General features: G+C 52.1%; 20 protein-coding genes. 13 read left to right on the plus strand and 7 right to left on the minus strand.

Annotated elements, in window-relative coordinates:
* Nucleotides 1-22 precede the first annotated feature (22 nt).
* From KTH_RS05740 to KTH_RS05755, 4 genes are all read right to left on the minus strand, one after another.
* Nucleotides 23-2,215 (minus strand): MMPL family transporter, encoded by a 2,193-nt coding sequence (locus tag KTH_RS05740; protein ID WP_497617079.1) that lies wholly within the window; start codon nt 2,213-2,215, stop codon nt 23-25.
* Nucleotides 2,216-2,275: 60 nt separating this feature from the next.
* Entirely contained in the window at nt 2,276-2,941 is a 666-nt protein-coding gene (locus KTH_RS05745; protein WP_497617081.1) for a TetR/AcrR family transcriptional regulator, read from the minus strand.
* Between the two features lie 324 nt (nt 2,942-3,265).
* Complete coding sequence (locus KTH_RS05750; RefSeq protein ID WP_497623189.1) at nt 3,266-4,933, minus strand: tetratricopeptide repeat protein; 1,668 nt, start codon at nt 4,931-4,933, stop codon at nt 3,266-3,268.
* 24 nt (nt 4,934-4,957) lie between these two features.
* Nucleotides 4,958-5,710, minus strand: coding sequence for an NB-ARC domain-containing protein (locus tag KTH_RS05755; RefSeq protein WP_497617082.1), 753 nt, complete (start codon nt 5,708-5,710; stop codon nt 4,958-4,960).
* A gap of 111 nt (nt 5,711-5,821) precedes the next feature.
* Here KTH_RS05755 and KTH_RS05760 point away from each other — a divergent pair, with 111 nt between their 5' ends.
* The gene (locus KTH_RS05760) at nt 5,822-6,127 is read left to right on the plus strand and encodes a hypothetical protein (protein ID WP_497617084.1); all 306 of its coding nucleotides are present in this window, start codon (nt 5,822-5,824) and stop codon (nt 6,125-6,127) included.
* Between the two features lie 51 nt (nt 6,128-6,178).
* Nucleotides 6,179-6,889 carry a pyridoxal-phosphate dependent enzyme gene (locus KTH_RS05765; protein WP_497617085.1) on the plus strand — a complete coding sequence of 237 codons (711 nt, stop codon included), beginning with the start codon at nt 6,179-6,181 and terminating at the stop codon, nt 6,887-6,889.
* A gap of 86 nt (nt 6,890-6,975) precedes the next feature.
* On the opposite strand, the gene KTH_RS05770 is transcribed toward KTH_RS05765, so the two are convergent.
* Nucleotides 6,976-7,722: a hypothetical protein gene (locus KTH_RS05770; RefSeq protein WP_497617086.1), complete on the minus strand. Its 747-nt coding sequence runs from the start codon at nt 7,720-7,722 to the stop codon at nt 6,976-6,978.
* 40 nt (nt 7,723-7,762) lie between these two features.
* Nucleotides 7,763-8,044 carry a hypothetical protein gene (locus tag KTH_RS05775; RefSeq protein ID WP_497617088.1) on the minus strand — a complete coding sequence of 94 codons (282 nt, stop codon included), beginning with the start codon at nt 8,042-8,044 and terminating at the stop codon, nt 7,763-7,765.
* Between the two features lie 294 nt (nt 8,045-8,338).
* On the opposite strand from KTH_RS05775, the gene KTH_RS05780 reads away from it, so the two are divergent.
* From KTH_RS05780 to KTH_RS05790, 3 genes are all read left to right on the plus strand, one after another.
* On the plus strand, nt 8,339-8,692 hold the full coding sequence (locus KTH_RS05780) for a hypothetical protein (protein WP_497617090.1): 354 nt from the start codon (nt 8,339-8,341) through the stop codon (nt 8,690-8,692).
* Between the two features lie 814 nt (nt 8,693-9,506).
* Nucleotides 9,507-9,635, plus strand: a complete 129-nt coding sequence (locus KTH_RS05785; protein WP_497617092.1) for a hypothetical protein — start codon at nt 9,507-9,509, stop codon at nt 9,633-9,635.
* A gap of 136 nt (nt 9,636-9,771) precedes the next feature.
* The gene (locus KTH_RS05790; RefSeq protein ID WP_497617094.1) at nt 9,772-10,863 is read left to right on the plus strand and encodes a hypothetical protein; all 1,092 of its coding nucleotides are present in this window, start codon (nt 9,772-9,774) and stop codon (nt 10,861-10,863) included.
* A 147-nt stretch (nt 10,864-11,010) separates the two neighbouring features.
* On the opposite strand, the gene KTH_RS05795 is transcribed toward KTH_RS05790, so the two are convergent.
* On the minus strand, nt 11,011-11,376 hold the full coding sequence (locus KTH_RS05795; protein ID WP_497617095.1) for a hypothetical protein: 366 nt from the start codon (nt 11,374-11,376) through the stop codon (nt 11,011-11,013).
* Nucleotides 11,377-11,541: 165 nt separating this feature from the next.
* On the opposite strand from KTH_RS05795, the gene KTH_RS05800 reads away from it, so the two are divergent.
* From KTH_RS05800 to KTH_RS05835, 8 genes are all read left to right on the plus strand, one after another.
* Nucleotides 11,542-11,940, plus strand: a complete 399-nt coding sequence (locus tag KTH_RS05800) for a hypothetical protein (protein WP_497617097.1) — start codon at nt 11,542-11,544, stop codon at nt 11,938-11,940.
* A gap of 253 nt (nt 11,941-12,193) precedes the next feature.
* Complete coding sequence (locus tag KTH_RS05805; RefSeq protein WP_497617099.1) at nt 12,194-12,463, plus strand: GyrI-like domain-containing protein; 270 nt, start codon at nt 12,194-12,196, stop codon at nt 12,461-12,463.
* 101 nt (nt 12,464-12,564) lie between these two features.
* Nucleotides 12,565-12,903 (plus strand): hypothetical protein, encoded by a 339-nt coding sequence (locus tag KTH_RS05810; protein ID WP_497617101.1) that lies wholly within the window; start codon nt 12,565-12,567, stop codon nt 12,901-12,903.
* A 20-nt stretch (nt 12,904-12,923) separates the two neighbouring features.
* A complete protein-coding gene (locus KTH_RS05815; protein WP_497617103.1) occupies nt 12,924-13,235 on the plus strand; it encodes an amidohydrolase family protein in 312 nt (103 codons plus the stop codon).
* Between the two features lie 746 nt (nt 13,236-13,981).
* Complete coding sequence (locus tag KTH_RS05820; RefSeq protein ID WP_497617105.1) at nt 13,982-14,611, plus strand: DUF929 family protein; 630 nt, start codon at nt 13,982-13,984, stop codon at nt 14,609-14,611.
* A gap of 590 nt (nt 14,612-15,201) precedes the next feature.
* Entirely contained in the window at nt 15,202-15,477 is a 276-nt protein-coding gene (locus KTH_RS05825; RefSeq protein WP_497617106.1) for a hypothetical protein, read from the plus strand.
* A 374-nt stretch (nt 15,478-15,851) separates the two neighbouring features.
* A complete protein-coding gene (locus tag KTH_RS05830; protein ID WP_497617107.1) occupies nt 15,852-18,929 on the plus strand; it encodes an NACHT domain-containing protein in 3,078 nt (1,025 codons plus the stop codon).
* Between the two features lie 937 nt (nt 18,930-19,866).
* The gene (locus KTH_RS05835) at nt 19,867-21,165 is read left to right on the plus strand and encodes a pentapeptide repeat-containing protein (protein ID WP_497617108.1); all 1,299 of its coding nucleotides are present in this window, start codon (nt 19,867-19,869) and stop codon (nt 21,163-21,165) included.
* Nucleotides 21,166-21,277: the final 112 nt, after the last annotated feature.

A 21,277-nucleotide genomic window follows, 5' to 3' on the forward strand; every position in this document is an offset into this window, starting at 1 on the left:
TATGGTAGAAGGAATCTTTGCTTTATTCGCTGAAGCCGATGCGCCGCTGTAGCCGTTGCAGGGGTTGCGGTGCCCACCAGTTTGCCTGACCCATCAGGCGCATAAAGGCAGGAACAAGCAGACCCCGGATCACTGTTGCATCCATCAGGACTGCCAGCGTCATACCCACGCCGAGCATTTTCAGAAGTGAGATGCCGGAGACGGAAAAAGAAGCGAAGGCAAGGGCCATCAGTGCGGCAGCAGCCGTGACCAGCGGGCCACTTCGTTCGAGTCCGAGCGCAACAGCGTGCACATTTTTTCCTGTCCGGTCATATTCCTCCTTGATACGTGACATAATAAATACCTCGTAATCCATCGAGAGACCGAATGCCAGGCAGAACATCAGAATAGGAATGCTGACCTCCATTGAGCCTGTTGGGGTGAAACCGAGCAGTGATGAAAGGTTTCCCTCTTGAAAGATCCAGACCAGAGCCCCAAAGGTTGCAGAAAGGCTGAGAATGTTCAACAGGATCGCTTTCAAGGGGAGGAGCAGGCTTCCTGTCATAAAGAAGAGCAGAATAAAAGTGACTATTCCAATAAAGACCATAACCGGTGGGAGTGAAGCGAGCAGTGTATTGCGAAAGTCTTGAATAATCGCAGGTGCCCCACCTATCTGGACTGGATATGGAGCCTGAACTGCTCGTATCGCATCAACCAATCCAAAGGGATCGCTATTGAGACGTTCTTCGCTCGGCACAACGGAGAGCCAGGTTCCCTTTTCTGACACAAAGCGATCCGACCATTCATCCGCTCTGGCGACCTGCTCACCATTCGCATATGCACCTGTAATGGTATCGACCTGAAAGACGCCTGGAACGCGTGAAAGCGCACGTGCATATTGCTCGATTGCCTGTCGCTGAGGGTCTGTTATATTGAGAGCAATAATGTGAATAGCGTCGTTTTCTTCGGCTGGAAAATTCAGGCGAATCTCTTCATGAACTTCGCGGCTGCTGACTCCTGGGGGCAGAACTCGTTGATCCGGAGTCCCAAAATTGATCCGCAGAAATGGTGAGCCGAGGAAAAGGAGCAGTGCCAGCAAGGGAACGCTGACGCTGACCGGTCGCTTCATGACCATGTGTGAGATGCGATACCAGAGCCCTTGTTCCACTGAAGTGCTCTGCTGCCGACGAGACCAGGGCCGGATGCGGTGACCCATGATGGCGAGCATTGCAGGGAGAGGAAACAGTGCTCCACAGACTCCAATGGCGATGACTGCAATCCCTGCATAAGCAAAAGAGCGCAGGAAGTAGAATGGGAAGAGAATCAGCCCGGCAAGCGAGATTGCTACCGTTAATGCGCTGAAAATGACGGTACGCCCTGCTGTCTCAATTGTGCGAATAATGGCCCCCTGCACATCCTGTCCTTTTTCCAGCTCTTCGCGATAGCGCGCAATAATGAACAGGCAGTAGTCAACGCCGATGCCCAGGCCCAGAACCATTGTCAGGTTCAGTGCAAAGGTGGAGACTTCAGTGAACTGAATCAAGATACGGAGCACACTCATTGTTCCCAGGATGGCAAAGAGGCTGATCCCGAGGGTGAGGAGACCGGCCCACAGGTTACGAAGGAGGAGAACCAGTATCAGCAACACCAACGGAATCGCAATCATATCTGATCTGATAAAATCCTGTTCGCTCTGGGCTCCGACCTGACGGAAGATCTCATCCTGCCCACCGACCCGAACCGTAGCGCCAGGCAGGTCCCGGGTGAATTTTGGGGAGAGGGTGCGCAGAAGCTCGCGTGCCTCTGTTGCCGTTCCACTGATATGTGCGATGATGATGGCCTGTTTTGCGTCTTTACTACGAAGAGCGGGGGCAAATGCTCGATCCCAGTAGGACGAAAGGACAGTGACATGTGGTTGTGTTTCCAGTTCTTTTTGAAGCTCTTTGCCCACATTCACTATCGCTGGATCGTTGACAGTACCATTTTTTGCTGTGACAAGCAGCAGCAGATTGGGGTCGCCTGCCTTGAAATGTTGCTCTAGAAGCTGTCCGGTACGGCTCGACTCAGAGCCTTCGACCTCAAACCTCGCTAAAAGCAACATTCGGGTGACCCCTGCGCCGAAGGCGCCAGTTCCTATGAGAAAGAGAACGCTTAGTCCAATGATCCACCAGCGAAAGCGCATGATGCCCCGCCCCAGATGTCGAAGGAGCGGAACGTGTTCTTTTGTATGATTCATAGTAAACCTTTCTTATTGACGAATATACATCAGGACGAATATATGACGAGCCAAGCCTTCTCAATGTGCTGAGATATGTCTGCTGACTGTCTTTCTGATTTTATCCGAACGTTCGGACATTTTACGAGACAAAAAAAGTGAAGCAAGGATGGTGATAGGTTCAGAAAAGAGCTGGCCGAAGCATACGTCGCGTAGTTGCCAGACTTTCTGCTCATGCAAAAGCTGCTTGTGCGATGACAGCGTGTCAACGAGCAAGCTGATGAACGCGGCATTGGCAATAGCACGAACCGGATATGTTTGTCGTAATGGTAGAAGCCCTCCTGTGAGGAGGTGTCCCGGTGTGTGTAGCTCTTTGCTGTCCAGTGTTGACCTTCCCTGAAGGAATATATCCTGCTGAACACGCAGGAAGCAGAAAGCATATCCCTGTGGATGGAGTAGTCCCCGGGAGATAAAAGCATGCCCGCTGGCGGTGAGCTGGTGTAGTGGCTCTGCCTTTACTGCCTGCTCTGCTTCTATCATTTTTTGATTCTGCATCCTCATCGTCTGCTGAAGCAAGGGTATAACAACCTCTTCTTTGTTCTGGATGTACGGGGTGGCTTTCGATGTGAGGCCAGTAGCTTGACGAATGTCGTCTATCGAGGTGCTATCATAGCCTCTGGCGAAAAGCGCGAGGGCAACATGCAGAATGAGCGTGTCACTAGCTGTACGCATCTGTTCGTTCGGCATTGTTGCTTCCTCTCTTCTTCTGTGTACGACCGTTCGGATATATTTAGTGTATACGAAAAAAAGGATGCTGTCAAGGGGGATGCAATGCCTGCTGATGGGTATAATGCGCAAGGTCGGCAAAGACCCCGATCTACCCGATGGACGATAAGGAGAAGAAGGACCAGGAGATGAGAGTAGATCATATTCTGTCCCGGTCCTCCTTGATCTTGGGGGATACGCAGGGATCGCTGCTGTGTTGAAGACAAAGGTGAGCGCATTGTATTGGAACAAGCAATGAGGGCGCTCAACCAGTTCCCTGCTGTTGCAGAATGGTTCTGTTCGTGTTTAAGAGACTACTGCATGAGAATATTCCTCCGAAGCAAGTGCTTTCGCTTTGTCAGGATGTCCCTGTTCCTTATAGAACTCCTGGAAGCTGGATTGCACAGCAAGAAACTGAGGATGTTTGTCATGGAACAGCTTCTTCACAATGTCGTATGCACGTCTATAGCAAGACTCTGCTTCCTGGTGCTGTTTTCGCTTGTGAGCAACCTGGGCGAGTCCAAGCAGCGCATGTGTCACATACTCATGCACTGGCCCTACCGTTTCTTCCCAGATCGAAAGTGAGCGTGAAAAGGCATTATGGGCCTCTTCGTATCGAGAGAGGTTATAATAGAGCTTTGCCAGATTATTCAGGACTACTGCCGTTTCCGGATGGGAAGGACCGAGAACCTGTTCACGGAGTTCAAGGGCTTGAAGATAGAGAGTTTCGGCTTCTTGATAGCGCTGCCAGTGACTATAGATGTCTGCAAGGTAGATGCGGGGATAAGTTGTGCTTAGATGTTTGCTACCCAGGTTCTGTTCACGTATCTGAAGCGCTCTAAGGCAAAGCGTTTCGGCCTCTTTGAAACGCTGCTGATCGATATATAGATTTGCCAGGTTTCCCAGAACTGCTGCTACATTCGTGTGATCTGGCCCAAGCATTTCCTCCCAGATCTGTAAAGCGCGTCGATAAAGCGGTTCAGCCTGATGAAGGTGTCCCCTTTTATGATGAAGCAAGGCAAGATTGTTCAATGCAGTGCCAGTCTCAGTATGGTGGGAGCCGAGTTCCTTTTCTCGGAGTTGAAGCATACGTTGAAAGAGTTCTTCAGCTTTTTCGTATCTTCCCATGAGAGCATAGAGAATGGCCAGATTATTCAGTGGATGGGTGTTTCCCGAGTTTTCAAAGCTCAGCGTATTCTCTTGGAGTGAGAGTGCACGCAGTAGAAGCAGTTCGGCCTCCTTATAGCGTCCTACATCCTCAAGTAAAGAGGCCAGGCTATTGAGGACTGTTATAATATGCTGCTCTGATGCACAGGTATTTTCCAGAATATGCAGCGCTTGCAAAAAGAGCTTCTCTGCTTCCTGGAATTGGCTTTGTTTCCAAAGCGCTTCTGCAAGGTGATGAGTCGCGAGGGCAAAATCCAGATGCATTTCGCCTACGGTCTTTTGTCTGATAATGCGAACCCGTCGGTACAGTTGTTCAGCTTCGGAGTAACGAGCGCGGTAGAAAAGGCAAGCCGCTATTTTGAGTAGCAGCGAGCCAAGTTCAGGAGAGAAATTCTCTTGTTGGTAGTTGGCAATGTAGAGCGCGTGAGGAAGAATATGTTCACAATTCTGCCATTGCTCCTTTTCCTGAGAGCTGACCGAGAAGGCCTCATTGAGAATATGGATAGTATCAGCTATCCATTGTGCCTGCTGCCCTTGAGGGAGGCTCTCACGTAATACAATCTGTGCCAGGCGGTGGATAAAGATCGTTTTGCGCTCTGCATCTCGCCGAATGAGCGAAAAGCGCAAAAGTTCTTTGAGATAGTGGTTAAGCCGCAATGGAAGAGCAACAAAAGAGCAGGGATCGATGGTCTGAATTGCGTAGGCCAGAAGCGATTCAGGGATCTCCTGGGGCGCGAGAAAGCTGCAAAAGATCAGAATCTTTGCCGCGGTAGCATTGACCTGCTGAAGTTTCTCAAAGCAAAGGATAAACGTACGGGTGACCGAGGACGACTACCCGTTATCGGGAGGCAGATTCTTTAGTAATTCAAGTGGATATTCATGAAAGAGATGGAGAAAATCGGAGATGCTACAATGTGTTTCCTCTATGTAGGCCCCGGCGTGCTCAATGGCAAGTGGAAGCCCTTCCATCTGTTCAACCAGCATTTGTGCCGCCTGGAGTTCGGCTGATGGTATCTGTTCAGCATCGAGGGAGGGCAGCAGATGTCGGGAATAGCGTTGTAAGAGTTGAACGCCTTCATCAAGGCTCAGGCGTCCCAATTCTATCATATGGGCCAGGCCCCCCATCGTTTGAAGGCGCGTTGTGAGAAGCAATGACCCCTGTCGCATGCTGGGAAGAAACGCCTTAACCATGTCTATATCTTCGATGTTGTCCACAAGCAGAAGCCAATTTCGATGGCTATTAAGCCAGTTGATGACGGCTGCAATCATTTTGTGGCATTCCTGCTCTTCAGGGAGACGTAAACACTCTGCGATACGTTGCAGGCTGGCGATGCGACTTTCGTGTGATTCCGCCCCGATCCAGAAGACAGCCGAGTATTCCTGCGCATATCGGTAGGCGTATTCTATAATGGTCTGCGTTTTGCCGATGCCACCCAGACCCGAGAGGGCGTATGAAGAGACTTCCTTTGTGTTATCGGTGATATGGAGATGGGTATAGAGATAGTGTAATATATCCTCGCGGCCAGTAAAATAGGGATTCCGGTGATAGGGGATGTATGGGGTGGGTTGAGGCGCCGCATTCATACGATTCTGTTGGGGCTGGCGCTCTGTAGCTTCTGTCTGATACTGGTAGGTTTGAGCAGAACGTTCTTGCTGATTGTGATAGCGTGCTTCCTCCTCTTCCTTGCGCTACCTATGGTGAATGGTTCGGTTAATGCGCTCTTGCAAAGTCGGACTGTCACAAGTGTTCATGGTCGGCTCTTTTCGGTACTGGATATGTTGACCGGCGCAATTGTGCCTTTTGCTTACCTTTTGGTGGGTCCATTGGCGGATCTGGTTTTCGAGCCTCTTCTGTTGAACAATGGAGGGCTTGCATCTACTGTAGGTCTGGTGTTGGGGACGGGGCGAGGACGAGGAATGGCGCTAATGTTTTTTCTGGCGGGTTGTCTGTTGTTAGGGCTAACGGTGTGGGGGCTGCGGCATCCTCTCTTCGCCATCTAGAAAAGAGTCGAGGTATAGATCACCCTTCTCTAGAGGAAGAAAGGATGTTCGATGTATAAAGGAATATTATTGACAATAGGGAATACTCCTCTTGTAGAGCTGAACCGTTTTTTGGCTCGGAAGCGCTTTCGCCTGTTTGCGAAAATGGAGGGTTTCAATCCAGGAGGGAGTATTAAAGATCGGGCCGCCTATTCGATGTTACACCATGCACTGAATACAGGCGTGATTCGAGAAGGAACGACGATCATTGAATCCAGTTCGGGCAATATGGGAATTGGTCTGGCCCAGGCGTGCATGTACCTGCGCCTCCCATTTATCTGCGTGGTAGATGCGAGGACGACAGCCCAGAATATTGCTATTCTAAAAGCATATGGCGCACAGGTAAAGGTGGTAACGGAGCCCGACCCTGTTACTGGCGACCTGTTGCAGGCACGACTTCAGTATGTACACCATTTGCTACAGACAATTCCGGGAAGCTGGTGGGCCAATCAATATGCCAACGAATACAATGCACGTGCGCATCAGCAAACAATGGATGAGATCAATCGAGCGCTCGATGGAGAGGTTGACTATCTTTTTTGTGCCGTGAGCACCTGTGGAACGTTGCGCGGCTGCTCTGAATATATTCGTGGGCAGAAGCTGGTAACAAAGATCGTTGCAGTTGATGCTGTTGGAAGCGTTATTTTTGGAGAAAGGCAGAGAAGCGTTTACTTCCCGGTCATGGAGCGGGTCGTGTTCCTGAACTCTATTAGCCGGGATTAGCGGATTATCAGGTGCATGTTTCTGATCTCGAAACCGTAGTCGGGTGTCGACGTCTTCTGAAAAGAGAGGCTATTCTTGCAGGCGGGTCATCGGGAGCTGTTCTTGCTGCTCTTGACCAGATGCAGGATACCATTGAAGATGGGGCGACCTGTGTGGTGGGGCCTGGGCAGCCTCTGAGGCTGCTCAGGTGCGATGAACACCTCCTCTTCGCGCAAGATGCGAGAGATCAATGTGGCTGGAACAAGGACCGGCATGCCCGCCAGTTCAGGGTCACGGTGCTTGGCGCGAAGAGCAAGGTATGGGGGCCAGGTACCCGTTGCAAGGCGCATGCGGATCGTGTCTTCTATTTTTGCGGGGATCATGCGGCTCCATTGCGCAATTTTGGATTCCGAGAGAGTGGAATCTATACTCCATGTCCCATCGGTTGCGGGATACGCTCTTAGAAGCTGGCGATGAAACAGGAGCTTGAGCATTTCAGAGATGTAGAGGGGTTGGCCCTGCGTCTTTTTGAAGAGCCATTGCGCAAGAGGCTCTATTTCCGCTTCCTCTACAGGGTCATGATGGAGATGTTGTAGCCAGAGCACAATATCGTTGTATTGCAGTGCTTGCAGTGAAAGAGTCGATGCTGAGAACTCATAGCGCAGGTGGGTAAGCCATGCCTGGACATCGGGGGGAGGGTGAGCGAAGCGATTGCGCCACGTTGAGACCATGCTGGGGAAGCAGCCGACCGCAGCAGCGACCAGTTGGGATGCAGGCGGAGCAGATGGCGCGTTGCTGAAGCCAGCGAGCTTTCGTCGTATACCGCCATGCAGATTCAGACACGAAGACACCATTGTTTCTTCACGTCTGAAAGTGTTGAATACAAGCTATTCCTCATATTGGCATGAGTATAAGCATGTTATGCAAGTGTACCAGTTTCTGCGTTGTGTTGAAGGTGGGAACCCGGACCGTGATGGGTGGGAGCAGGCCCTGCACTGAGGAGCGCAGGCGAATGATCTTGTCATTGGTGGTACGGGTATCGGTGGGAGCGGAAGCAGCAAGCGTCATTGAGCCGGGGAGCGTGGCGAGTGTGTTGATGGCAAGGGCGACAGCAGCAGGTGGAAGCAGCAAGCGTTTCAGCAGCAGCTTCTTGTGAGGGGTGTTGGGAGGTGCCATGTCCATTTGGGAGCGGGAACATCGAGGGGGATGGGACGGGAACGGGAAAGAGGGATGAGTGCTTGCCTTCTTAAGGGACCTTTTCCGGGAGAGAGAAATGAGCGTTAGCCGACAGTAATAGGAGGAGTAGAACTGCTTCTCCAGTTGCCTGACCGAGCGTATGTCGTTGAGTCCTATCACGGCCCGCTTGCCATGGCTCCACCTGGGTGCAATGGGATTGAGGCAGGGACTTTGGATGGGCAGAAACAACGGCAGAATGCGCACAGGAGTGCCTGAGGGTTTGACCTGCCGGTTGTGTTGGCGAATCCAGGTGCGCACGAGCTTACTGGAATCTCAGGAGCACTCTCCCAGATCAGCAGCCAGGCGCGTTGGCCCGGGGAGGATGGCAAGGATGAGGGCACAAAGTGGAAGCAGTGGACGTTTCTTCAGCAGCAGGACGTGTGGAGCGTCTTGAGAGGAGGCAGAGGGAGCGGGAAGATCATCGAGGGGGGGAAGGGGAACGGGAAAGAGGAGGGAGGGTTGCGGTTTCACAAAAGCGGGAAGTGGGAGGGATGGCAGGAGACAAGAGAGGGAAAGCGGGAAAAGGGAGGGAACGAGCCGGGAAAGAGGGGGGAGGGTTGCGGTTTCGCAAAAGCGGAACGTGGGTGAGATTGTTGGTGCAGTAAAAGCAGAGAAGGAAAAGGCGGGAGCGAGCCAGCAGAGGGAGGAGAGAGGGAGCGGCCCAAGCAGGCACGCCGTTGTTTCTGTGCTGTTGGGGGGGGTATCCGTCGCGGTTCTGTCTGGGAGGTGGAGCCGGTGGAGGATGAGGGGTGTGGTGGTTTGGAGCGTGTCCCCCACCACTCGTCTTTGCGGCGTCGTTGAGTTCGCGAGCGCATTGGTGTTGTGGTGCTGGGCTCCATGCTCAAACACGGCTTCCCTCCCGCAGGTTCCTCCGAAGCGGAAAGCGGGGTCCGTCTGCCCGGCCTGTTGAGGATGCCAAAAATCGGAACAAAGCCGGAGCAGGTACCTGTCCCGGGAATGGAGCAGCAGGTCCGGGTTTGGTGGAAAGAGGGGGGGTGTTGCATCTTGTGGGGGAGCGTGCGATAGGGCATATGTTTCCGTTGCGAGAGAGGGATCAGGATGCTGTGGAAGCATATCTTTCATCCTCTGGGGAGCAGGTTGGTGCCAACGCAGATGACGAGGAGGAGACGTCATCGCAGGTTGCTGTCGTGCGTGACGGGGGGCTCTCTTCATCCGCTTGCGCGGAAAGTTTGCTTCCGCGTGGCATGAGATGAGAGGGTGCTGGCTTTCGCTTTCAGATGCTGGCGCCTGGAAGCGGGATCATCGGAAGAGGGTGGGACGGAACCGGGAGAGAGGGGGAGGGTTGCGGTTTCGCAAAAGCGGAACGTGGGTGAGATTGTTGGTGCAGTAAAAGCAGAGGAGGAAAAGGCGGGAGCGAGCCAGCAGAGGGAGGAGAGGGGGAGTGACCCAAGCTGGCACTCATAGGTGTGGATGGCTGTTTGCTGCGCTGTTGCGGGTGATGTCCGTCGAGGTTCTGGCTGTGTCCAGCGGTGATGGGGCTAATAGCATGCAGGATGGCATCCTGATATGAGGAAGCTGGATCGCGGAGAACGTGGGCAGGGATCGGCAAGGTGATGCTCCGGTGGTGGCATGCGGAAGAGAACCGGAAATAGGTGCTCGTGCGCACAGGAAGCAGTTGGCCGAGATCTGGAGGAAAGAGAGAGGAGGTGAGGCTCCATGAGGTTGTTGTTTGCTTGTATCATGCGGGCTTTACGGAACGCGTGCGCTTCGCTCGGCGTCGGTTCAGACATCATGACCTCACTGACTTCACGGTTGTGCTCCTGGGTTATGCGGTCAATGGAGAACGCACGCTGGAGGAATACTATGAGCGCTTGCTACCCTTTGCCGATACGTTCATGGCGCTGTTCGGGCGAGATCGCTTGCTTGCTCGCTCGACGCTCAGCCGATTTCTTGCGGCACTTCCGCAAGCGCCTGTCGAGGCGTTGCGCACGGTGTTTCTCGAAGACCTGCTGGCCCGGCCTCTGGAGCAAGAGGAACAAACGGGCGGATTGTGGGACCGGCAAGAAACCCACTGGTTGGTATTCGATAGTGATGGCACGCGACAAGCTGCCCGTCAACGGGCCTTGCCATGCACTCCTGATCTCCCACCTGCAGGGCGCCGGTTGGATGAGGTCTGTGCTTCGGGCTATACGGGGCGCAAACGGGGAGAAGTGGTTCGGACGCGCACAACTCTTCTCCAAGCGCACACGCACCAATGGATAGGTACCTTCTCCGGGACATCTGGGGCGGGCAATGGCGACTATCGTGGAGAACTGCGCCAGGCGGTGAAGGCGATCAGGGCGTGTCTACAAGCCCAATCAGTTCCCCTGAGTCGGGCTGCGGTGCGACTGGATGGTCAATATGGCAACGGTGCCGTCGTCGCAGACCTGTCCGGGCTTGCCTATATCATGCGAGGCAAGGACTATGATCTCCTCAATCTGCCAGAGGTGCAGACTCGTCTTGCCCAGCCCGCAGACCAGCAAACGACTCATCCAGAGACCGTACCCTCTTTGATTGCCAGATCTCCTCCTGACTCCGATCAGGCTTCTCTGCGACTTCGTGAGCCTTACCTGACCATTGCTGGTCAACGAGAGCAAAGCGGCTTCAAAGCGCATGACAGGCTCTCTTCTCCGCTCTCGTCATCTCGTTACGCATCGCGTGGGAGGAGGCAAGTGCAACGGCAACCAATTGTTAGGGCCAAATGCTGTCTTCACCGTTGGCTCATGAAACACGAGTGCAGGCCGGGGCAACACATCTGATTGGTCGGCAATCTGCTATAGATCAGATCCTCCATCCCTTCCAGTAGCCTACACCATAGCAGGCTACGCCAACGCCTACGGTGATGCACCCGGCTTCGAAGCTACGGGAAGCTATGATTCCCAAACCTATACCTTTATTTAGCCAGGTTACATAAGAAAAGCCGGTGGCGGAAGGGTGGTACGAATGCGCTCGTAGGTAAGGCCATATTGCGCAAGCACCTTCCTATATGGAGTGTTACCACCCTCGCGCAAGAGTCCCGGGAATAATGGCCCACACCCAACCCATTGATATCCCTGGCAGATGACATCAATCCCACGCTCATGAGCTTCACGCTTTGCCACTGCGATTACCCCCAAAACTTCCTCAGACACGGGAACAACCGCAATCTCTGGTTCCTGTTCCATCGAAAGTGTTGCCTCAACCGCCGGATCAGCCAGCGGCGGAACCCGGTACTTCTCCTCAACATCCTCACTAAGCCTCTTATACTGAAATGTGCCTGGTATAAAAGGCATCGACTCTCGCTCACTTCCATCTCTATATATTCCGCTCTTCTCCTGTAATAGAAAGAAAATCTCTATCTGCAATGTATCATACATACGCAAGCTCCAGATCAGAGAGCTTTCCTTTTACAATCTGTCCTGCGTGATGCCGATCATGCTCTACGGATTAGGGCCATTGTGCCGATCAAGGTAGATCATTGTTTTAAAATACTCAACCGGAAGTATTTCAAGGAGCTGGAGAAACACTTTGGCAATCTGTTGCCCTGGTCGGAGCAGCATGGGCAAGATGGCGAGCAGACCCGCTTTGCCATTCGCTCCGATTCCACTGTCACCTGGGCGCAAGCTGCGCGCCAAACCGTCTTTCGGGCGAACGAAACAATGCCGATCGATGACCTGGAAGACACAGTTGAGCAAGCTGCCGCTATAGCTTGCACGATTGACCAGCCGATGCCTGCATTGCTTAAGCATTTATTAAAACAGCCCCAACAAACCCAGCGGGCAAAACAATGCCAGGCGGTAATGTGCTTGTTTGAGGGGACGCTATATGATCTACCACTGTTCTTTCATTCCTGGTAATGATCATATGAACGCTTTTATCAGGGGCAGGGAGAAATAGTCCCGTAATTGTGGATTCAATCGTAGTGCTTTCTCCTTTGAAGATAGCTGAGTAAACCCCTTCTACCTTGCTGGCGATTGGAATACGAACGACAATAGCGTTGGTATCAACTTTAAAAGTAGTCGCTTTTTCTTTCTGTATAGTGGCTTGTCCTCTATACCTCTGAAGTACTTGTTCTTCAAAAGACTTATACTTGTCTGAGCTGAAAACAGCTTGGCGATATTTCTCAGCGACAGCACCGTACGCGCAGACTGGGGCGAGCGCGTTGCGCTGTGTGAGTTGCCTGGGGTATCCAGAATGGCAAGTCTCATCTGTCATGGAAGTCCCCATGCCATCGTTGAGGGATATCAAGCGCTTGGGAGCTGGATTGAGGCGAATGGCTACACGATCACAGGCCCCAATCGCAAGGTCAGCTTGCGCTGGAGTGGCGAGTTGGATGACTACCTCACTGAGATCCAGTTTCCGGTTGAGATGGTGTCATAACCGACAATGGAGGAAGAGGAAACAGGCCAATCTCCCTTTCCTTTTTTCTCTGCGGCCTCCGTCACGTTGTCATACCTACAAGCTATTGGAGATACTTTTCTATGTTTCATCTTGAAAATCGCAAGACAATGTACACCATTGCGCTTGAAGAGCACTATGTCAGTCCGACTTTCCTGCAAGGTTCGGGACGCAACCTCAAGGAACAAGCTGAGCGTTCCGGCTCTTTCACGTTTCTCGAACTCCTCTGCGATCTCGATGACCGCAGGATCGCGGATATGGATGCAGCGGATATCGACATGCAGGTTCTCTCACTGGGATCTCCCGGTGTGGAGCAACTTGATGCGCCTGACGCCGTGACGCTTGCACGCGAGACGAACAATTACCTTGCGGAGGCGATACGACGCCATCCTGGTCGTATCGCCGGGGTGGCCGCCATCTGACACCGCCTCCACAGCCGATAGTGGAGACCTACTACGCAGGCTTCGCGCCAGAGGTCACAGCCAGGCTTTCGCCCTTCGCCTGGGGCTGGCACATTGAGACCGCAACCCATGTTCTGCGCCTCATCCTCGGCGGGGCCTTTGACCGCTATCCACACTTGCAGGTCATTATCGGCCATATGGGCGAAGGTCTGTCCTTCATGCTCCCCCGACTCCTATCTGCCCACAGATGTCACGAAGTTGGAACGTCCACTCGGTGCCTATCTCCGCGAAAATCTCCACTACACGCTCAGTGGCTTCACCTGGGTTCCCATGTTTCTCAATCTGTTGCTTGAGGTCGGCATCGACTGCGTCCTATTCTCGGTCGATTACCCTAATGGATCGATGTCGGACACGAAAGGCACTTCCGCAGGCGATTGCCAAAGGCTCTGGAGACAGTCACTGCTCAGGATGCCCATGGCTGGTGTACTCACCGCGGATATCTTGCTCATAAAGAGGAAGTCATCTGAATAGAAACACAACAATGTGAGCCTCACACTTTCTGATGAATGCTCTCAATCTTGCTCAACCGTCCCTAAGAAGCATGAGTATGCGTCTCCATTGCAACAAACCCACTATTACTAGTACAGCACTTATTGAGTACGTTTGTCTATTCCAGACGCTCTCTGGATTTTTTTCTTGGTTTCCTTCTCTTGCAGTAGAGGTATATGGTAATCTCCATAGGAAGAATGATAGAATGAGATAAAAAAACAATGATAGAAAGAAAAAAGGAGAGAGAATGCCAAAACATAGCTCAGCGACTCGACGGAGAGAACAGACAAAAAATGAGCGACGCCAACGCCTGAGGTCACAGCGACAGGGCAAGAAAAACCAACAAAAGCCATCAACATCGACAACATGGATTCTTTTAGGAAGTATTATCGGTGGAATTACACTCATCATTGCACTCTTTCTCTATCAAGCCTCCTCTCGATCTTCAGATCAGCTTCAACCAGGACAAGATACGGCCTTGAAAGCGATTCCATCTCTGAAGCCTGAGTTGCTTGAACAGGTAGGAACAGGGTCGCTTGCCTCCAATCCTATGACTACTATCAAGAATACCCCCATCCTCAAGGGGAAGGATGGAAAACCTGTGGTGCTTTATGTGGGAGCAGAATATTGTCCTTTCTGTGCAGGACAGAGATGGGCAATGATTATTGCCCTCAGCCGTTTTGGTTCCTTTGGCGAGTTGCATGGATTTCTTTCCGGGGAGGGAAATATCCCTAGCTATTCCTTCTATCAGGGAAGCTATACAAGTCACTACATTGACTTTCAAGGGAAAGAAACAGGAGATAACACCCCTCCTCCTGCAACGAAGCAGCTCGACACTTTAACAGAAGAGCAACAACACATCGTGGATACCTATAATACAGAGAAGTATCTCTCTCGCTCGGGTATTCCGTTTATCGATATTGCCAATCGCTATATCTCTTCTGGAGCTTATTTCCCTATTGATTTGTTCTACAACGTCTCATATCAGGAAATTGGAGACAAACTCCAAACTGCATCTGATCCTTTAGCACAAGGGGTTATTGGAGCAGCGAATTACCTGACGGCAGCAATTTGTGTTGTTACGACAACCAACCAGAGAATGTCTGTAACAGTCCCTCGCTTCAAGGAATCCAGAAGAAATTGGCATTCTCTTCTCAGAGCATTCCTTCTTCAGCACTGACTGTCTCAGCATTCCCTCCTTCCATCGCTGTTCGAAGAAGGGAAAGCTTTGAGAGGGGGAAGATTTGGGGCCTTGCCTGATAGCCTCTTTGACGACCTCCAGCAGTGCCCTGAGATGCATCTCTGCATTGTGCTCCTGCCTGGCATGATTGTATTTGGAAGTTGCTTGCTCTCTTTGTCTGGTCTTGGCGCTTTTCGGCGTCTCACAAAGGGCTTCTCTAGGCTTTGCTTGCGACTGTTCTGTTTGCTTTTCTCACTAGCGGAATCAGGCAGGTGACCTGTAAAGTATCTGTTTCTATAGACACGACATGAAGGGAATCGAAGGGATCTTCTCCAAAGCCGATTGTTCAGCGAATTGCTGAGGAGAAAGATTCCCGAAACGTTCATGAGGGCGCTGGTGATTGTAAAAATTCGTCCAGGCTTCAGCCGCACGGAGAAAGGCTCCCAGGCTGTGATAGCAAGAGTGTTCAGCCACCGCCAGTTTACAAGTAGTGCCAATCGGCAGAAGGATTTGTCTGTTGGCGTCCCAGCCCGATTCATGAGCAGGACGATGAGGGGCCCTTTGGGCTAAAATGTGCTGAACAAGAGTGCTTGTCTAAAATTAACCTTAAGAAGTGGGGAAAAATAATAGACGGGCTCAACGAAGGGGATGCCGGTATCATCGTCCGGGTGGTAAGCGAAAAAGGGAAGTACCCCTGTCAAACATGTTGGAAAGCGCTCCAAGAACGAGGAAGGAGGCTGAAGCAGGTTGGAAGGAAGGCGCCGATTGATGTCTGGATTTATAGGAGAAATCCAGACACTGGGGTAATTGAGCTTGGGAAAATCTTGAAGGATATATTTGGAAGAAAGAGCCCCGGGGATCAATAGGGAATCACCAAAATACTGATAGAATCGTCTGACGAACACGGTTCGTTCTCGAAGAAGAGATAAGCACAAGCGAGATGGAAGAAGATCCCTTCTCTCATCCCGCGTGCTTATGAAGGGAAAAGAGCATAGACCGCTGAAGAGGGGGGATTTGTATGAGACTAACGCTTACGAGAAGGCAGCGTCGGGCGCTACAAGGCTATCTTGAGCGTCTTATTGCTTGGTGCCGAGAGAAAGATTTTTCTGCTGTAGCGCTATTGGCGGGTACAGAAAATGGAATTCCTGTAGAGTGGTGTGCTGCCTCTCGACCGAATGAGCAGAGGCGAGAGCGCCGAGAACTGGAGTGTTTGTTTTCACCGTTTCCTGATGGAGTGGAAATGAGCCCGTTTCAGCCTTACGATATGTTTTGTCTCCCTGCCTGGCAGTATGAACTGAATTATACGTATTGGCAGGCAAAAAGTCGCTATGACCAGCAGTGCACGGCTCGATTGTTCTGGCAAGACATACGAATACAGCAGCCTCGTCTCGTAATTGTAGGGCGTCACGGAAGTGGAAAAAGCTGGCTTTTACGGCAGGAGTGTCTTGCTGTCTGTTCACAGGTGCAGCGCTGCTTGCAGGATGAGCAGGATGAGCAGGAGATGGTGCTACCGATATGGCTGAGTGGCCCAGAATGCGTCCGGGTGCTCTCCGCCTATCGCGGGAATGTCGTTGTGGCCTTGCAGCAGATACTGAGAGAAACGCTGGGGGATGAGCGAGGGCATGATGCATTGCTCGAGGAGTGGCTGAGGGCTCACCCGACGCTCTTTTTGCTTGATGACTATGACTTACTGGATCCTGAGCAGCGGGCGTTGGTCGGAACATTTCTTTCCTGGGTTGAGACATTGCCGCATGCTCGATTGGTGTGTGCTGTGCGGCCTGAAGCAGCGGCTGCTCTCGATCTGTCATCAGCTTTCTTTGTTGAATTGTTGGATTGGACGGATACACAGTGTAAGCGCTATCTTCTGCAGCGTTTTGCTGCTGATCCTATGATGGCGGCTGCCTGTTGGGAGCAACTGCAAGCGCCTGAATATGGGGAAGCTCGGGTCCCGTTGGTGCTTGCGTGGTGGAGTGCGTTCTATGCTGAACAGCAACGATTACCGGCAACCTGCTTTGAGGGATATATGTGGGTGTTGCAGCACCTCTTGCAGAGAGCGATGCAGTCCGCTGATCTTTCATTGCTGAGAGAGATAGTGTGTCCTGCTTTAGAGCGGCTGGCGTGGACATGGGCAACTGCTGTTCATGGTGGCTGGCAAGGGATGTTATCGCGTGCAGAGATCTTGATGGTGCTCAGGCAAGCAGGAGCAGGAGCCCGGGCAGAAGCATATCTGGCTCTGTTAGAACAGAGTGGCGTGCTCTGTCGGTCTGTTGGGCACCGGGGTGCTCCCTGGAACCAGCAGCGGGTGCATTATTCCTGGGGATCTCCTGTCTTTCCCTGTGTACTGGTGGCGCGCATGCTCACTCAACAGCAGTGGATGTGGTCGGACCTCTTGCTGTTAGAGAAGCGCTGCTCGCCCTTCTGGCAACAGGTTGTGCACCTGTTGGCCGGGGCGAATGCGCCAGCCGTGCTGCGATGGGTAGAGGAGCAGCGCTTCTCTCTCCAGCGAGATACAGCAAGTATCCTGCTCCTTGCTCGAGTGGGTCGCGAGCTACGAAGGGCGGGAGAGGCGCTTTCACCTGCCCTTGTGGGTTGGATTGCAGATGGGCTGTTGCAGCTTGAGCTTGGCTCACGGAAGGAACGCAGACAGGCCTATGCGTTGATGAAGCAACTCTTTGGAGCAGATGTGAGAGCGCGCATGCTCGCCCGGCTCCAGATGGATGGGGCTTCGCTTGCTCGGCGGTGTGCGGCGGTGCTGGCTTTGGGTGTGGTGGGAACGAATATGGATAGCGAAGTATTAGAACAGATCGTGTTGGACGATGGACACGTTCCGGAATTACGCGGGGTCGCATTGCTCGTGTGCTGGCAGGTGGATGAGGAGCGGGCTGAGAAGCTCTGCCATAGTATCTTTCGACGGAAAGAGGCATCTCTCCTTGTGTGTGGGGTGGCGCTCTGGACAAGTGTTGAGAAGCGAGCCAGCGACATGCGAGAGGAGATTGTGGCGTTGCTTCAACGGCGCGGTGAGGTCAATAGCGACAAAGAGCAGGAGTGGCTCTTGTTTGATGAGGTTCTCATCTGGGCGGTTGTACGACTCTGGAAGCACTCCCTGCCATATCCAGAGGAGGTATGGAGGCTGGTGGCTCAGCATCCCTCCATGCTGCCAATCATGCTGGAAGAACTGGGGTGGGAAGAACCAATTGCTCGACGTATTCTTCGGAAGTGGTTACGAATGACATCAGCAGACCAGGAAAAAAGCCGAGCGTTTGTGAAGAGGATGGCAGACAGTCATAATCCGCATAAGGAGAGACTTTTTCCTCTATTACAGGAAGAGTGTCAAGATGGAGAGATACTCCAATGGGTGACACGATGGCTGGAGGAGAAACAAAAGGATGAGCAACGGCGTATTGAGATTGCAGAAGATGAACAAGAGGAGGCAGCTTCTTTTGCTCAAGTATTACGGGTAAGAGGAGAGATAGGGGAGGAAGAAGGACATATTTTGCTGAACCAGCCAGAAAAAGTGATTCCTTTGATCGTGGCACGAGATGAAGAGCTTTGGACACGAGAGCAAGCATTAAGATGGCTCTGGTCTTATGGCGACGAGCAGAGTTGGTTGCCCTTGTTGCACGTTGCCTCTGATCCGACGGATGATGGGGAACTTCGTAAAACAGCGCTGCATGTGCTCCACAGAAAAAAGCCTCAACCAGGAGAGGTATTGTATCCGTTCCTTTGGGATAGAGATGAACGAGTCCAGGCTGAAGCGGCATATATCTTGAGTGAGATACAGGATACAACCTGTATCGAGCGTATAGGGTTCTTGCTCTGTCATATGGAGGATGAAGAGACGCAAGGTAGGGTAGAGCGGGCATGTGTGCGGTATCGGGATGCGGCTGTACATGAAAGTTTGAGAACAATGATTATGCAGAATATGCAGTATTTGAGGATGCGAGAAAGCGATGTGAAAGAGCATATTGTTGAGTATGCGGTTGGGAGGGTCCTTGACGAGATTAGTATTGGGGCGATTGCCTCTTTTGATAGTGCAACGCGTTGGCATATCCTGTCCCTGATGTTGCAGAGGTGCTATGGGGAGGTTGGTGATCTCTTCTGGAGGAAAGGATTTCTTGAGGCTGCCAGTGATCAACGCATTGGAATTCCTTATCTTATTGCTGGTTTTTTTGGAGTAGAAGAGGCGGCTTTAGAAACAATCCGTGCCTGGTGGAGGAGTGATGGTCAAGACAGTTATACAATGAGGAGTGATGCGAATTTTGGTGTTATTGCACTTGGTGGAGCATTGCTGCGAAATGAGGTGAGTTTATACGTATAGATGGCTTAATGGTGCTGGGAGACAAATGAGTAAGGGGCATTGTGAATGGAGGAAGCTAATCTGTTTCTGCATCATCTGTCAGCTTGGTTTGCAAATGATCCTCGTTGAGCAGTATAGCGATGAGAAGGATCATCGCTACGCACGTGTCTGCGCACTTTTTGCAAGAAACGGCTCAGTGAGGCCGTTGAGGAGCGAAACCTGACGCAAGGAAGAGACTTTGGAGCTCTTCTTGATTGGGTGGAAGGGCCTGACCCGAGAGGCAGAGGATTTCAGGGAATGGGCAGCACAAGCAGGGACCGTTTCGTCCCTGGACGACAGGTGAGCCAGGGAAAGCGTCTGCTGATGCGTCCAACAAGCCGACGTGGCGTTTCGCAAAGAAGTGGTATTCACGGGAGTTGCGCCTTCTTTCAAACGACAGGAGGAGCTGACAGGGATGCTGGTGTCGCGTCAGCGCGCGCAGGGAGCGGCGTGAAGTGATGCCTGGAGTTGCCCCTGTGGGTGTAGCTGAGTTTCTTAAAAAGAGATTTCCCCAGCAAGAGTGGCATGCCAATACCGGCCAAGTGGGACTTGTGCTTCACCGATGGGGTAGGGACGCCTCCGGTATTTGGGTGAGTCACTTTCGATGTGGTATGCGGGAGGATGAACGACACCTGCACACGATGACTGGACTGCATTTCTTTGTTTGCGTGTGTCTTACGCTTTCTTCATTCACATGTGAAATTGAGTCATAGGAGGCTCTAGACAAACACAAGATTGTGAGTAATAATTGCTCTGTTTTCTGTGGATGTTCTTGGAGAAGAACATTCTCCGGTCTGTCTGATTCTCTGTATGAAAAGGGCAAAGACTGAGAGAGCAGAAAAAGCTATAGGATGCGAGCGTCATGTCCTTGAATACCATGTAGAGAAGTAGAAGAACAATGAGAAAGGAGATACTTGCAATGGCCAATCCGGACCATCTGGCGATGCTGGAACAGGGCGTGAAGCGATGGAATCAATGGCGTACGGAGCATCCCGAGATCGTCCCCGACTTAGAGGGAGCCGATCTTTCAGGGAGACATTTCTTTCAGGCGAATTTCACGGGGGCACGGATGCGGAAGGTGAATTTGCGTGATACAGAACTGTATATGACAGATTTCACTGATGCGGACCTGGAGAGTGCGAATCTCGTGGGCGCAGAAATCAGCCGGACTTGCTTCCGAAGATGCCATCTCGAATTTGCTAGTCTTGTAGAGGTGACGTCGGATGTGGGAACTATTTTTGAAGAGGCGATGCTTCGGTATACGAATTGGACGCAGGCGTTCTTTTGTCATGGTACCTTTTCCCGGGCGAATCTGAGACATGCCTGCATGGATGAGATGATTGTGCGGCAGGTGTGCTTTGATGGGGCTGATCTGGAGGGCGCCAAGTTCTGGTTGACGCGTTTTGAACGATCCTCCTTGCGAGAGGCAAACTGTTCATGGACGTATTTGCGTGGAACGGTGCTGCATGAGACAGATCTGACAGGGACCAGCTTTGAGAAGGCCGTCTTCTGGGAAACGGGGATTCTCAATTGTCCCCTGCATCGGGCAAGAGGGTTGGATCAGGCGTATCATGTCGGGCGCTCATTCCCGGACCTGCAGACGATCGCGCGAGCAGAGGGAAGCCTGCCTCCCCGCTTTCTTCGCGGCTGTGGCCTGCCAGAAACCCTGAGTACAAACGAGACGCTCTCGCTTGAGGAGTGGAAACAGCGTCCTTCCTGTTTTCTCGTGTATGCCCCTGCTGAGTATGCCTTTGCAAGCAGGCTCTGGCAAGATCTCTCTCGGAACGGGGTCTGTTGCTGGTTGTATCCTGCCTGTGAACAGTTTGAACTCTGGTTTGGGTATCGAGAGCCGCCAGAGGAGTGGTCGATGCAGCCGCAGGATGCCCGACTGCTTGTCGTCTCCCGGGCCTCATTTCGAGTATTTGGAGGTATTGGAAGCGCTGCTATCCAGGCGTTTCTCCAGCGAAAGGAAGCACAATCGAAGGAGCCGTTGATTGTGACCGTATCGCTCGATCAGTCACGGCTGCGTGATGCCCCTGATTGGACGCTTCTGTTCAAAAGAACAGGCTTAGAGATGCATGTGCTGGATGAGACGGAGGTTCTTGATTGCTCAGGATACCAGGATGAAGCAGTCTATCAAACCATCTTGCAGGACCTGCTCCTATTGCTGAATGGAAATCGTCAGGAAGAGAGAAAGGAACATCTTCCTGGTAAATGAAGAGGAGAGACGATGGGGGGAGTATCTAGTCGCTTCAATGCTTCTGGTCCAATCTCTCAGCAGCCTTGTTGTGAGGGAAGATAGGCCGAGTTCGAAGAACGCTATCCTGACG

It is taken from the genome of Thermosporothrix sp. COM3 (assembly GCF_059696735.1).

Bases quoted from the DNA above. Each gene is read 5' to 3' on its own strand.
- KTH_RS05830 (WP_497617107.1), top strand. From the start codon at position 15,852: ATGAGCCCGTTTCAGCCTTACGATATGTTTTGTCTCCCTGCCTGGCAG.
- KTH_RS05835 (WP_497617108.1), top strand. From the start codon at position 19,867: ATGGCCAATCCGGACCATCTGGCGATGCTGGAACAGGGCGTGAAGCGA.
- KTH_RS05795 (WP_497617095.1), bottom strand. From the start codon at position 11,376: ATGCCTTTTATACCAGGCACATTTCAGTATAAGAGGCTTAGTGAGGAT.
- KTH_RS05770 (WP_497617086.1), bottom strand. From the start codon at position 7,722: ATGGTGTCTTCGTGTCTGAATCTGCATGGCGGTATACGACGAAAGCTC.
- KTH_RS05775 (WP_497617088.1), bottom strand. From the start codon at position 8,044: ATGGCACCTCCCAACACCCCTCACAAGAAGCTGCTGCTGAAACGCTTG.
- KTH_RS05740 (WP_497617079.1), bottom strand. From the start codon at position 2,215: ATGAATCATACAAAAGAACACGTTCCGCTCCTTCGACATCTGGGGCGG.
- KTH_RS05765 (WP_497617085.1), top strand. From the start codon at position 6,179: ATGTATAAAGGAATATTATTGACAATAGGGAATACTCCTCTTGTAGAG.
- KTH_RS05755 (WP_497617082.1), bottom strand. From the start codon at position 5,710: ATGAATGCGGCGCCTCAACCCACCCCATACATCCCCTATCACCGGAAT.
- KTH_RS05820 (WP_497617105.1), top strand. From the start codon at position 13,982: ATGACTACTATCAAGAATACCCCCATCCTCAAGGGGAAGGATGGAAAA.
- KTH_RS05760 (WP_497617084.1), top strand. From the start codon at position 5,822: ATGGTGAATGGTTCGGTTAATGCGCTCTTGCAAAGTCGGACTGTCACA.
- KTH_RS05810 (WP_497617101.1), top strand. From the start codon at position 12,565: ATGTTTCATCTTGAAAATCGCAAGACAATGTACACCATTGCGCTTGAA.
- KTH_RS05745 (WP_497617081.1), bottom strand. From the start codon at position 2,941: ATGCCGAACGAACAGATGCGTACAGCTAGTGACACGCTCATTCTGCAT.